At 63.4% G+C, this 12,604-nt stretch carries 10 protein-coding genes and 1 riboswitch; of the genes, 2 read left to right on the forward strand and 8 right to left on the reverse strand.

The features are described from left to right. Positions 1 to 7: 7 nt before the first annotated feature. The gene (locus FHX10_RS09190) at positions 8 to 1,105 is read left to right on the forward strand and encodes a Gfo/Idh/MocA family protein (protein WP_047613058.1); all 1,098 of its coding nucleotides are present in this window, start codon (positions 8 to 10) and stop codon (positions 1,103 to 1,105) included. An 18-nt stretch (positions 1,106 to 1,123) separates the two neighbouring features. Next, the gene (locus FHX10_RS09195; RefSeq protein WP_047613059.1) at positions 1,124 to 1,534 is read left to right on the forward strand and encodes a VOC family protein; all 411 of its coding nucleotides are present in this window, start codon (positions 1,124 to 1,126) and stop codon (positions 1,532 to 1,534) included. Positions 1,535 to 1,631: 97 nt separating this feature from the next. On the opposite strand, the gene atzF is transcribed toward FHX10_RS09195, so the two are convergent. The 8 genes from atzF to FHX10_RS09235 form a co-directional block, all read right to left on the reverse strand. Beyond that, positions 1,632 to 3,431, reverse strand: coding sequence for an allophanate hydrolase (atzF, locus tag FHX10_RS09200; protein WP_097594814.1), 1,800 nt, complete (start codon positions 3,429 to 3,431; stop codon positions 1,632 to 1,634). 1 nt (position 3,432) lies between these two features. Continuing rightward, positions 3,433 to 6,972: an urea carboxylase gene (gene uca, locus FHX10_RS09205; RefSeq protein WP_097594813.1), complete on the reverse strand. Its 3,540-nt coding sequence runs from the start codon at positions 6,970 to 6,972 to the stop codon at positions 3,433 to 3,435. A 3-nt stretch (positions 6,973 to 6,975) separates the two neighbouring features. Next, complete coding sequence (locus FHX10_RS09210) at positions 6,976 to 7,626, reverse strand: urea amidolyase associated protein UAAP2 (protein WP_063476078.1); 651 nt, start codon at positions 7,624 to 7,626, stop codon at positions 6,976 to 6,978. Positions 7,627 to 7,638: 12 nt separating this feature from the next. Beyond that, positions 7,639 to 8,460: an urea amidolyase associated protein UAAP1 gene (locus FHX10_RS09215; RefSeq protein ID WP_097594812.1), complete on the reverse strand. Its 822-nt coding sequence runs from the start codon at positions 8,458 to 8,460 to the stop codon at positions 7,639 to 7,641. Positions 8,461 to 8,462: 2 nt separating this feature from the next. Further along, positions 8,463 to 9,287 (reverse strand): ABC transporter ATP-binding protein, encoded by an 825-nt coding sequence (locus FHX10_RS09220; protein WP_097594811.1) that lies wholly within the window; start codon positions 9,285 to 9,287, stop codon positions 8,463 to 8,465. After that, on the reverse strand, positions 9,284 to 10,102 hold the full coding sequence (locus FHX10_RS09225) for an ABC transporter permease (protein ID WP_097544042.1): 819 nt from the start codon (positions 10,100 to 10,102) through the stop codon (positions 9,284 to 9,286). The genes FHX10_RS09220 and FHX10_RS09225 overlap by 4 nt, the downstream gene beginning before the upstream one ends. 65 nt (positions 10,103 to 10,167) lie before the next feature. After that, positions 10,168 to 11,241, reverse strand: a complete 1,074-nt coding sequence (locus FHX10_RS09230; RefSeq protein ID WP_028757493.1) for a putative urea ABC transporter substrate-binding protein — start codon at positions 11,239 to 11,241, stop codon at positions 10,168 to 10,170. A 74-nt stretch (positions 11,242 to 11,315) separates the two neighbouring features. Further along, positions 11,316 to 11,424, reverse strand: a riboswitch (guanidine-I (ykkC/yxkD leader). A gap of 213 nt (positions 11,425 to 11,637) precedes the next feature. Then, positions 11,638 to 12,555: a helix-turn-helix domain-containing protein gene (locus FHX10_RS09235; protein WP_028757494.1), complete on the reverse strand. Its 918-nt coding sequence runs from the start codon at positions 12,553 to 12,555 to the stop codon at positions 11,638 to 11,640. Between the last annotated feature and the right edge of the window lie 49 nt (positions 12,556 to 12,604).

Raw genomic sequence — 12,604 nt, forward strand, 5'->3', positions numbered from 1 at the left:
GGATATCATGACCAGGAAATTGCGCGTCGGTGTCATCGGCGCAGGCATCGCTGCGCGGCATCTGGCCGGCTTCGGCTGGAACAAGGAGCTTTTCGAGGTTCCCGTGCTCTGCTCGCTCGACGAGGAGCGCGGCAGGGCGCTGTGCGAGGAGTACGGCATAGCCGAATACACCCAGGATGCCGATTCGCTGTTTGCCCGTGACGATCTCGACATCATCGACATTTCGACGCCGCCGAGCTCGCATTTCGAACTCTGCCGCAAGGGCATCGAATCCGGCAAGCACGTGATCTGCGAGAAGCCGCTCTTCGGCTCGATTGCCGAGGTCGACGAGATGGGCCGCATCCTTGCTCGTTTCCCCGGCAGGAAGCTGATGCCGATCTTCCAGTACCGCTACGGCTCCGGCCTGCAGAAGCTGAAGCTGCTGATCGAGCGCGGTCTTGCCGGCAAACCGTTCCTGACGACGATCGAAACCCATTGGTGGCGCGGCCCGGATTATTATGCCGTGCCATGGCGCGGCAAATGGGCAAGCGAACTCGGTGGCGGTCTTCTTGGTCACGCCATCCACGCGCATGACATGCTGAATTATGTCCATGGCCCTTGCGCCGAAGTGTTTTCCTATGGCGCGACACTGGTCAATCCGATCGAGGTCGAGGACACGGCAGCCCTTTCGGTGAAGATGCAGAACGGCTCGCTGGCGACGCTGTCGATGACGCTGGGTTCGCGCAAGGAGATCTCGCGGCTGCGCTTCTGCTTCAACGACCTCGTCGCCGAAAGCATCATCGAACCCTATACGATGGGCCGTGATCCGTGGACGTTCGTCGCCGGAACGGAGGAGCATCAGGCGCGGATCGACGCGGCGCTCGCTGGCTATGTGCCAGGCGAAGATGGCTACACCCGTCAGTTCGAGCTCTTTCATAAGGCGATCGTTGAGGACAAGGAGCCGCCGGTGACGCTGCAGGATGCCCGCAATTCGCTGGAGCTGGTGACAGCCGCCTATTTCTCGCAGCGCACCGGCCGGCCGACGCCGATGCCGATCGCCGCCGATCATCCGCTCTATCGCTCCTGGCTTCCGGCGGGGGAGTGGCGCAGCGCCGCTACGGTCTGAATCGGGAAGGGCTCTCTCATGCTGAAATCCTTCGAGCATGTCGGCATGACGGTCGGCGATATGGACCGCGCTATCGATTTTTACTGCGGCCTGCTTGGCCTCAGCCTCGTGCTGCGCAAGACGATGGCGAATGGCATGCAGGTGGCGTTCCTCGATGCAGGCGGCGGCATGCTGGAGATCTTCGCGCCGCCCGGCGGCGCTTCGCGGGCGGTCGACGTGCCTGAAGATACGGCCGGCGTCCGGCACCTCACCTTCCATTTCGACAATGTCGAGGAGACCTTCGCCCGCCTTGAACAGGCGGGCGTCGAGATCAAGGAGCGGCCGCGCTTCGCCGTCCACTCCGAGATGCTGAACAAGATCGCCTTCGTTCGCGACCCCGACGGCATCATCGTCGAGCTTGCCGAACGCTCCCAGAGCCGCCAGGGTTGACGCAGGTGCTGCCGATCGCTTCGCTGCGGGCGGCCAGACCGTCCCGCAGCAGATCGATCAGGCGCCGGATGAGCTTTGCCGCCATGAAAGGCTCCCCTCAGCTCGCCAATTTGGCGCGGATATAGTTGCGCCAGCCGCCAAGCGCGGTGATTTCCTCGGCACCCTTCACCGCATGCGCTTCGCAGACGAAACCGGAGACGCTGGAGCCATCTTCGAGCACCAGCTTGCCGATGCCGAGGGGTGCCGGAATCTTCTGTACGAACCTGCCGAAAGCATCGGCCGGCAGTGCCCAGACCTCGACCTCCAGCCCCTGACCCTTATGGCCGGGTTCGCGCAGCAGCCCCGGTTTCGGCGGCGTGGTGTTGGGCAGAACGAAGAGGCGATAATCGCCTGATGTGCGGCAGGTCTTGACCAGACGCCCGCCGGCCAGTTCGTGATTGAGCGGCATGCCGGTCAGATGCGCCCCGACGACCGCGATTTCGATGAAACCGTCATCGCCAGGCGCAACACGACTGGCTTCGGGGATCGCCGCCTGCCGGTCGATGCCCATGCCGAAACCTGCGGCACGGTGCAGCGCATCGGCAAGCGGCGCCAGCGCATCGTCGGTGAAGGCGGGGGCGATCACCGTCACCCCACCTGGCAGGCCACCCTTTCCGAAACCGGCCGGAACGGCGATCGCAGCGCAATCGAGCAGGTTGACGAAATTGGTATAGCGGCCGAGGCGGCCGTTGAGCACGACGGGATTGGCCTGCATGTCGGCAACCGTATAGGTGGTCGGTGCGGTCGGCAGCAGAAGCACATCGGCCTTTTCCCATTCGGCTTCGGTCTTGCGGCGCAATTCTTCCAGCCGGTATCGGCCGTTGAAGGCCTCGACCGCGGTCTTGCCTCTGGCGCCTTCGATAATCCCGCGCACCGTCGGATCGAAATCGGCCGCGTTCGTGGCGAGGAAGGCCTCGACCGCCGCCAGGCGTTCGGCGACCCACGGCCCGTCATAGAGAAGGGCAGCCGCCTCGCGGAACGGCGCGTAATCGAACGGCACGATGGTCGCGCCGAGCGCTCTGGCCCGCTCGATCGCCTGATCGTAGAGCGCCTCCACCTCCTTGTCGCCGAAGAATTCCCGCTCGGCGCCAGCAAGGACGCCGATGCGCAACCCCGATACCGGCAGGTTCGCCGGCTTGGCGTGGCGGGAAAAAGCATCGGCGGCATCGAAGCCTTCGGCGACCTTGCGGATCGCAACACCGTCGCCGACGGTCGCGGCAAAGATCGTGATGCAGTCGACGCTCTTGCAGGCCGGTATGGCGCCGGTATTCGGCAAGAGACCCGGGGTCGGCTTGATGCCGACCAGATTGTTGAAGGCAGCCGGCACACGGCCGGAGCCGGCCGTATCGGTGCCGAGCGCAAAGGCCGCGAGGCCGGAGGCCACGGTGACCGCCGATCCGGAACTCGAACCGCCTGAGATATAGGCCGCATCGAAGACCGAACGCGGCGCGCCATAGGGCGAGCGCGTGCCGTTGAGGCCGGTCGCGAACTGGTCGAGATTGGTCTTGCCGATGACGAGCGCGCCGGCGGCCTTCAACCGTGCAACGACGGTGGAGTCCGCCTCCGGCCGATACGCATAGGCCGGGCAGGCAGCAGTCGTCGGCAGGCCGGCGGCATCGATATTGTCTTTCACCGCGAAGGGCACGCCCCAGAGCGGCAGGCTGTTTGCCTCGGGCGCACGTGCCATCAAGGCTTTGGCGGCGGCGCGCAGCTCTTCGTCGGGCACCGGGGTGATGAAGATTGCCGGATCTTTCGAGGCGGCACGCCGCGCAATCACCTCTTCGATGGCGTCGAGCGGCGTCAGGCCGGATTGATAGGCGGCGCGAAGGCTTGAGAGATCGAGAATGGTCGGCAGCATGTCAGCATTCCTCCAGAACGACGATGATATCGCCCGCTTTGACGTTTCTTCCCGGCCCGGCGCGCAGGTCGCGGACGCGGCCTGCCGCATGGGCGGTGACGTTGATTTCCATTTTCATCGATTCGATGATGGCGAGTGTATCGCCGGCCGCAACCGGGGCGCCCGGCTCGACCAGCAATTTCCAGATATTGCCGGGCACGGCGCTGGCAACTCCGAAGCAGCCGTCGGGAATATCCCCATCTGGGCTTTCGCCTGTGCCTTCATCGGTGACGAAGCTGTCGAGACCGGCGTCCTTCCAGCGCTGGCGTTCGGCCTCGAAGGCGGCCTGCTGCGTTGCCTTGAAGCGGCCGATCGACGCCGCATTCGCCTGCAATTCCTTCTCATAGGCGGCATAGGAGAATTCCGTCTCCTCGATCCGGATCGGATAACCGCCATGCGGGAAGGCGGCGCGCGCCTCCGTCAGCTCCTGATTGCTCACGGGGAAGAAACGGATCTGGTCGAAGAAATTCAGCAACCAAGGTTTGCCCCTGGCAAAAGCCGGTGTCTCCCGCCACGTGTTCCAGACCTGGATGGTGCGGCCAAAGAGCTGGTAGCCGCCCGGTCCTTCCATGCCGTAGATGCACATATAGGCGCCGCCGATGCCGACGGAATTTTCCGGCGTCCAGGTGCGGGCGGGATTATATTTCGTCGTCACGAGGCGGTGGCGCGGATCCGTCGGGGTCGCAACCGGCGCGCCGAGATAGACGTCGCCGAGACCCAGCACCAAGTAGCTGGCATCAAAGACGATATCGCGAACGGCCTGTTCATCGGCAAGGCCATTGATGCGGCGGATGAACTCGATATTCGAGGGGCACCAGGGCGCATTCGGGCGCACGAGCTCCTGATATTTGCTCATGGCAAGCTTCGCATCCGGATCGTTCCAGGAAAGCGGCAGATGCACGATGCGGCTCGGCACCGTGACCTCCTGGGCCGCCGGAAGCGTCGCCTCGATCTCGGAGAGCAGCCCGAGCAGGCGCCGGCGCGTCAACTGCGTGCCGTCATAATGGATCTGCAGCGACCGGATACCGGGGGTGAGGTCGATGACGCCGGGGAGGCGGGCCTCCACGACCGCCTGCATCAATAGGTGCACCCGCAGCCGCAGCGCGATATCGAGCGTCATTGGCCCGTATTCGACGAGCAGATTGTCGTCGCCCTGACGGCGATAGACGACCGAAACCGGGCCATCCTCGCTGGCGCCGACGATCGGCGAACCCATCTCTTCCGCGACCCGCCGCACCGCTGGACCGGCGATCGGATCTTCCGGCCGCGCTGCGGCATGAAAACGGATACGGTCGCCGGGCTTGAACTGGCCCATCTTCCACTGCTCGTCGCGGGCAATCACCGCCGGGCAAACGAAGCCGCCAAGGCTTGGACCATCAGGGCCAAGAATGATCGGCATGTCGCCGGTGAAATCGATCGCCCCGATCGCATAGGCATTGTCGTGCAGGTTGGAGGGATGCAGACCCGCTTCGCCGCCATCACGGCGCGCCCAAAGCGGGGCCGGGCCGATGAGGCGCACACCGGTGCGGGCGCTGTTGAAATGCACTTCATAGGCCGTCGAGAACAGCGTCTCGATATCGCTGTTCTCGAAGAAATCGGGCGCACCATGCGGGCCATAGACGACGCCGACATCCCATTCGCGCGTCAAGGCGGCGGGCTCCGTCGCAGGGCTTACCGGTTCGACCGGTGCCTGGCGCGCAAAATGCAGCACATGCCCTGTCTTCAGCGTACCAGTGGCGTTGCCGCCGAACTGGCCGAGGCCGAAGGTCGCGCGGGAGCCGAGCACAACGGGAGCGGCAAAACCACCGGCGACGGCGAGATAGGCGCGTTGTCCCGGTCCTTCGATAGAGCCGATCGACAGAACCTCACCCGCCCGGATTGTCACCGGGGCGTCATGTGGCAATTTTACGCCGTCGCATGTCATTGGCATCCGCGCGCCGGCAAGGGCGATCGTCTGGTCGGCATAAAACCGCAGTGTCGGGCCGGACACCGTCAACTCCAGCGAAGCCGTCACATCGGCATTGCCGACGAGGCGGTTGGCATGGCGGAAGGAGCGCTCGTCCATCGGTCCGCTCGGCGGCACGCCGACATGCCAGAGGCCGAGCCGGCCCGGCAGTTCCTGAATGCTCGATTGCGCGCCGGGCGCGAGAACCTCGACGACATCGGGAACGAAAGCGAAGTCGCGCAGCGCCGTCGTCGCCACCTTGGCGCCGGCAAGCAGTTCGGAAGCGGCGATCGCCCTGAGATAGGCGAGATTGGTCTCGATGCCGGATATCGATGTTTCGGCGAGGGCTGCCTTCAGCTTCGCGATCGCCGCCGGCCGGTCTTCCGCCGCCACGATCAGCTTGGCGAGCATCGGGTCATAGAAGGGCGTGACCTCGGTTCCCGTCTCGATCCAACCGTCGACGCGGGCATTGTTGGGGAAAACGACTTCGGTCAGCAGGCCGGCGCTCGGGCGGAAATCGGCATGCGGCATCTCCGCATAGATCCGCATCTCGATCGCCGCACCCTTCGGCGTCAGGGCCCGAGCAGCCGAGAGCACATCCTCGCCCGCCGCCTGACGGATCATCCATTCGACGAGGTCGATGCCGAAGACGGCTTCGGTGACGGGATGCTCGACCTGCAGGCGGGTATTGACCTCGAGGAAATAGAATTCCTCGCGCTGGGGATCGTAGATGAATTCGACAGTGCCGGCCGATTCGTAGGACACCGAGCGTCCCAAGTCGACCGCCGCCTTGTGCAGTCGCGCCCTTGTCTCCGCGGAAAGGCCAGGCGCAGGCGTCTCCTCGACGACCTTCTGGTTCCGCCGCTGCAGCGAGCAGTCGCGTTCGCCGAGCGCAATCACTCCGCCCTTGCCGTCGCCGAAAATCTGCACCTCGACATGGCGCGCTTCGGCAACGAAACGCTCGATATAGACCCGCGCGTCGCCGAAGCTGGCGCGCGCGGTCCGCTGCACGCTTTCGAAAGAGGCCTTGAGGCCGGCCGCATCGGTGCAGAGCTGCATGCCGATACCGCCGCCGCCCGCCGTGCTTTTCAGCATGACGGGATAACCGACGGTCTCGGCAGACGAAAGCGCCTCTTCGACGCTCTGCAAGAGATCGGTGCCGGGCAGCAGCGGCACGCCGCTCGCTTTCGCCAATTCGCGCGCCGTGTGCTTCAGGCCGAAGGCCGACAAATGCTCCGGCCGCGGGCCGATGAAGGCGATACCTTCGGCGGCGAGCCTCTCGGCAAAGCCGATATTCTCCGACAGGAACCCATAGCCCGGATGCACGGCCTCAGCGCCCGTCGCCTTGCAGGCGGCGATGACGGCATCGACGTTCAGATAGCTTTCCCCGGCAGGCGCCGGGCCGAGGCGGACGGCCTCGTCGGCGGTCAGCGCCGGCTTTGAGAACCGGTCGGCATCGGAATAGACGGCGACCGAGGCGATGCCCATCTGCTTCAATGTGCGAATGACTCGAACGGCGATTTCGCCGCGATTGGCGATAAGGACCTTGGTGAACATCGGTCAGTCCTCGCCGTCCCAGATCAGCACCCGGATCGGCGTCGGATCGAAGCCGTTGCAGGGATTGTTGATTTGCGGGCAATTGGAGATGACGCAGAGCACGTCCATTTCCGCCACCAGCTCAACATAGTCACCCGGTGCCGAGATGCCGTCGACGATGGTCATCTCGCCATTCGGCTTGATCGGTACGTTCATGAAGAAATTGATGTTCGGCACGATGTCGCGCTTGCTCATGCCGTGTTTGGTCACCTCGAGCACGAAATTGTCGCGGCAGGCATGCAGGTATTTCGTGCCGTGGCCGAAGCGCACGGTGTTGCTCTCGCAGGAGCAGGCGCCGGCTGATGTGTCATGGCGGCCGCAGCTGTCGGCGGTCATGACCAACATGACGTTGCCTTCGTTCGAGATGATCTTCGTGCCGGTGCCGATATAGGCGCCACCCTGCGCCCGCATCGTATCCTGGTTGGAATAACGCTCGGCAAAATCGTCGGCGCGATAAAACAGCGTGTCGATCGCCTGCTGGCCGTAGCTGTCCTCGATGCGGATGGTCTGGCCCTTGCGGATGATACCGGACCATGGCGCCTCGGCCGGAATGAAATGATCCTGCACGGCGTTTTCGAGGCTGCGCGAAGCTGAAGTCTTGATGAAATCGGTCATTACAATCCTCCCTCAGGCCAGCATCGCGGCATTGTTCTCAAAGCCGCGAAGGGCTTCAGCGGTCGCCGTGCGCGAGAGATCGTCGGCTGCGGGCGAAGGCGCGCGATAGCGCGTGACGATCACCGGCTTCGGCGCGTAGACCGGGTCGGGATCGAGCGGATGCGGGCAATTCGAGAAGCCGACGATCATGTCCATTTCGGCGCGCAGCTCGGCATAATCGCCGCTGTTGGAGAGCTTGCCGCGCCAGTGGAAGCCGCCGGCGTCGTCGACGCGGACAGGCGCAAAGAGATTGAGAATCCCCGGGATGTCACGCCTGGCAAGACCAAGCTTGCCGGCGACGAGCACGAGATTGTCGCGGGTGTTGCGGGTCCTGACGTGAGGATATTTTGTGGCATTCGAAGCTGCCGTCGATCCGCCCATCAGGCAGTCATGGGCGCCCGAACTGTCCTCGATCAGCGAAAACATCACTCGGCCCATATCCGAGAAGATGACGCGGCCCTTGCCGAGGGCGGTTGTCCACTGCACCTTGACCGTATCGACGAGATTGAGCCGTTCGCTGGTGTCAGCGGCGTTCCAGGCAACCAGCGCCACGGTCGATCCGCCTTCGCCCTGGTCGATGCGGAGCGCTTCGCCGCGCTTGACCGCAGTCGACCAATACCAGCCGCCGGGGATGGTTTCCTGATGGATGATCGCAGCCGCATCGATTGCGGGGGCGGGCAGGGGGCTCGGCGCCGGCAGGGCCTTCGGCGCAAATTCCAGCCCCTTCTTCTGATGTTCTTCGTAACGCTGCCGGTTGGCGGCGATCTCTTCGGGCGAACGTCTGACATGCATCATGGTTATTCTCCTGACGGACTGGAAGCCGGGTCGTCCCGGCGAGGGCCCAGAGAAATGACCGGGCCGTCCCGGTCGGGGCTGAAGACGGAGGGCGCGCCGGCAAGCCTGGGCGGCCAGATCGAAATGTCCTTGGTGATCGTCGCGCCGTAGCGCTCCTTTTCCTCCGGGCGGTCACGCCGACGCTCGAAGGCGACGACGCGCGTCGCCAGCGTGAAGGCCTCGCGCATGTCGTGCGTTACCATGACGACGGTCATCTGCGTTTCGTGCCAGAGCCGCTTCATCAAGGTGTGGATCTCGGCGCGGATGCCGGGGTCGAGCGCGCCGAAGGGCTCATCGAGCAGCAACACCTTCGGTTTCATGATCAGCGCCTGCGCCAGCGCCAGGCGCTGCTGCATGCCGCCTGACAGTTGCGCCGGATATTTGTCCTCGGCGCCGGAAAGGCCGACTTCACCGATCAGCCGCCGGGCTTCGTCAATGGCGTTGCGACGGGCAGCGCCGAAAAGCTTGGCCTTATAGCGAGACCCCGAGAGTTCCCGCCCCAGCAGCACATTGCCGAGCACAGTCAGATGCGGGAAAACCGAATAGCGCTGGAAGACGACGCCCCGATCCGGACCTGGCTCCTGCGGCAGAGCTTCGCCGTCCAGCAGGATCGTGCCGCGCGTTGGCCGTTCCTGGCCGAGCAGCATGCGCAGGAACGTCGACTTGCCGCAGCCGGAGGGACCGACGAGGGCGACGAAGGCGCGCGAGGCGACAGTCAGCGACACATCTTCCAGGACGATCTGGTCGCCGTATTCCTTCCAGACCTTTTCGATCACCAACTCGCTCATGCCTGCTTCTCCAGTTCCGACCAGGGGAAGACGGCAATGCGGATGCGATCGAGAATGTAATTCATGACCACGGCGAGCAGCGTGATCCAGACGACATAGGGAAAGATGACGTCCATCGAGAGGTAGCGGCGCACGAGGAAGATGCGGTAACCGAGGCCGGAATCCGACGAGATCGCCTCGGCCGCAATCAGGAACAGCCAGGCGGGGCCGAGCTGAAGCCGGAGGCAGGTGATCAGCCGGGGCAGGATCTGCGGCAGCACGACACGGAGGCCGATCTGCCAGGAGGAGCCGCCGAGCGTTTCAGCTTTGACGATCTGCTCACGCGGCAGCTCCAGCGCCTTCAGCGCAAGGTCGCGGATCATCGTCGGCGCAACGCCGATGACAATGAGCGCGATCTTCGAGGCTTCGCCGAGCCCCATGGCAATGAACAGGATCGGCAGCAGCGCCAGCGGCGGCACCATCGAGATGACGGCGACGAAGGGGGAGAGCAGCGCCCGGAGATATGGCAGCATGCCGATCAGCATGCCGATGACGAGCGCGGTGATCGTGGAGATGCCGAGACCTGCAAGCAGGCGGATCAGGCTCGCCCCCGTATCGGACCAGAGCAGATATTCGCCGGTGCGCGGATCGGCGACGAAGGCCAGGCGATCGATCGCATCGGCAAACCCGGCAAGACCGGGCAACAGCTTGTCATTGGCGTTTTCCGCCAGCCGTGCCGCCGAGCCCATCGTGTAGGCAACGATCAGCAGCACGAAGGGCAGCAGCGTCAAGGCAAGCTGCGCGCCCCGGCTCGGCCTCGTGTTGATCCAGCGCATGAGGAAAGCTCCGCTGATGAAGATTGGGCGGCGCGGTCAAGACCGCACCGCTGCTTGGACATCGCTCAGAGCGAACCGTCGGCCGCCGCCTTCATGTAAGTGTCGGTGAAGCGCAACTTGACGTTGCCACTGTCGCCGAGGATCTTGCCATCCGGCATTTCGATGCCGATGACGTCGGCCGATGGCGCGCCATTGCCGAGCAAGCCTTTTTCGAACAGGAAGTTGCGGACAAGATCCATTGTCTTCGGCAGGCTGCCTGAGGCAGTGAAGGCAACGGCATCGGCCGGCTTGGCAAACAGCTTGGTGGCGGCAAGCTGGGATTCGAAACCCTTGAGATCGGTGCCCGATGCCTGGCCCATCGCTTCGCGCGCAGCCTTGCCGTCGGCACTGTCGGCAGTCAGCAGTGCAGCGGTTTCATACCAGATGCCGGCGAGTGCCTTGCCGAAATTTGGATTGTCCTTCAGCACGCCTGAATTGGCGACCATCAGGTCGATGATCTCGCCCGGCACCTGCGAGCTGTCGAACACCTTCTTGGCGGTGGGATCCTCGAGGATGGTCGAGACCAGCGGGTTCCAGGTGACAACTGCGGTCACGTCAGCCGTCTTATAGGCGGCGACCATGTCGGCATCGGAGGTGTTGACCACCTTGACGTCGCGCTCGGTCAGCTTGATGCTTTCGAGCGCGCGGGCCAGCAGATAGTGCGAAACGGAAAATTCGACGAGATTGACGTTCTGTCCCTTGATGTCGGCAAGGCTTGCCTTGTCCTTGAGGATAACGGCATCATTGCCGTTCGAGAAATCGCCGACGATGACCGCTGTCGTATCAACGCCGCCGGCGGCCGGGATCGACAGGCCGTCCATATTGGTCAACGTCACGGCGTCGAAGGCGCCTGCGGTATATTGGTTCATCGATTCGACATAGTCGTTGAACTGGGTGACCTCGATCTTGATGCCGTATTTGTCGGCCCATTTCTTGACGATGCCGTGATCAGCAGCATAACCCCAGGGCATCCAGCCGACATAGATCGACCAGGCGACCTTGAAATCGGCCTTCTGTTCGGCCTTGGCGATGGAGCCGAGCCCGAGCGCCAGGGACGCCGTCAGGGCGGTGATCGATAGGATCTTCGAAAAAGTCTGCATTGAAATTCCCCTTTTGCTTTTCTTCAAAAGGGATCGGCAATGACCATCGTGCCGCCAATCCCTTGGCTTACGAGGTCTCCCGGGCTTTTGTCCCGCCGTGCACCCGGCGGGATGTCTCCCCTGCCGGTGGTAGCTCTCGGACCAGCCACGCCTTGCGACGCCGGAACCCTAGCCACCAACTCTGCAACTATCGAAGCAAAGTGCGTGCCAAATTATAAACCGTTGATTTTATTGAGAGGTCGATGGCGCCAATTCCCCAGAAAATGCAATAGTGCATGCACTTGCACAGAAAATGTGCGTATTCTGCCGCCAGCTTAGGCGCTGGTTCTTTTTTGCCCAGCGGAAAACAAGGGCCCAGGCAGAACGCACAGAACGCCGAATTGCGGCTGCCCTGAGTTAGTTCCGGAAAGCGCCGGCCGGGACCGTCGTCACCAGCCGGATGTCACGGCGGAAGTCCGACGGCGACATGCCGGCGATGTGGCGGAAGGATTTGTTGAAGGCGCTGATCGAGCCGAAGCCGCTGTCCATCGCCACCTGCAGCACGTTGGCGCCCTCGCTCATCAGCATCGCCTGAGCGCGCGACAGCCGCAGCAGCGTCACGTATTTGCTGAGCGTCATGCCAGTCGATCGCTTGAACAGGTTCATCGCATATTTCGGATGCAGATCGGCGGCGCGGGCGATATCGACCGAATCGATGTCCTGCAGGAAATTGGCGGCGATGAAATCGCACATGCGCGCGACGCTGCGCGAGGAATGCGGATAGGGGTGATCGCCGTCGAGATTGATGGCCGCCTGCGACGTCATCGAATAGGGTTCGAGCGCGATCCGCTCGATGCGCAGCAGCAGCTCGTCGACGGCGTGCTGGGCCTTGGCGGGATCGCCTGAGTTGGCATAGCGGAACCAGCGGGTGAAGTTCTCGCTGTCGGCGGCATCCGTTGCCGAAGTCAGCAGCGTCTCGCCCTTCATCAGTCGGCTGGAAACGCTGATCGGCAAGCGCAGCCGGAAGAAATAGACGAGCGGCAGATGGGCGCCGGCATAGAGCGAATCATCCGAAGATTCGTCCATCTGATGCGGCTGACCACCCCAAAACAGGCACATTTCGCCGGCGTTCAGCCGGAATTCGTGGTCGCTCATCCGGTAGTGAACGGTTCCGCGCATCACGTAGTTGACCTCGACCTGCGCATGCCAGTGCGGCATCGCCATAACAGGCGGATGGGCATGAAACATCTGCAGCGCGGTCGGCAAACCCTCGATGCTGCTCGCGCCGGGCTGGTAGATTGCACGTGTGCCGACCTTACTTTCCGCCAAATTCATGTTCCCTTTTTAGGAGACACCCGCTCCCTTACAGATAGTCTAACCGCGT

The organism is Rhizobium sp. BK591 (genome assembly GCF_014195045.1).
Classification (GTDB): Bacteria; Pseudomonadota; Alphaproteobacteria; order Rhizobiales; family Rhizobiaceae; genus Rhizobium; species Rhizobium anhuiense.

Coding starts and splice junctions, on each gene's coding strand:
- FHX10_RS09220 (WP_097594811.1), bottom strand. CDS start 9,287: ATGAGCGAGTTGGTGATCGAAAAGGTCTGGAAGGAATACGGCGACCAG.
- atzF (WP_097594814.1), bottom strand. CDS start 3,431: ATGCTGCCGACCATTCTCGATCTCTCAAGCCTTCGCGCCGCCTATCAA.
- FHX10_RS09215 (WP_097594812.1), bottom strand. CDS start 8,460: ATGATGCATGTCAGACGTTCGCCCGAAGAGATCGCCGCCAACCGGCAG.
- uca (WP_097594813.1), bottom strand. CDS start 6,972: ATGTTCACCAAGGTCCTTATCGCCAATCGCGGCGAAATCGCCGTTCGA.
- FHX10_RS09195 (WP_047613059.1), top strand. CDS start 1,124: ATGCTGAAATCCTTCGAGCATGTCGGCATGACGGTCGGCGATATGGAC.
- FHX10_RS09225 (WP_097544042.1), bottom strand. CDS start 10,102: ATGCGCTGGATCAACACGAGGCCGAGCCGGGGCGCGCAGCTTGCCTTG.
- FHX10_RS09230 (WP_028757493.1), bottom strand. CDS start 11,241: ATGCAGACTTTTTCGAAGATCCTATCGATCACCGCCCTGACGGCGTCC.
- FHX10_RS09235 (WP_028757494.1), bottom strand. CDS start 12,555: ATGAATTTGGCGGAAAGTAAGGTCGGCACACGTGCAATCTACCAGCCC.
- FHX10_RS09190 (WP_047613058.1), top strand. CDS start 8: ATGACCAGGAAATTGCGCGTCGGTGTCATCGGCGCAGGCATCGCTGCG.
- FHX10_RS09210 (WP_063476078.1), bottom strand. CDS start 7,626: ATGACCGATTTCATCAAGACTTCAGCTTCGCGCAGCCTCGAAAACGCC.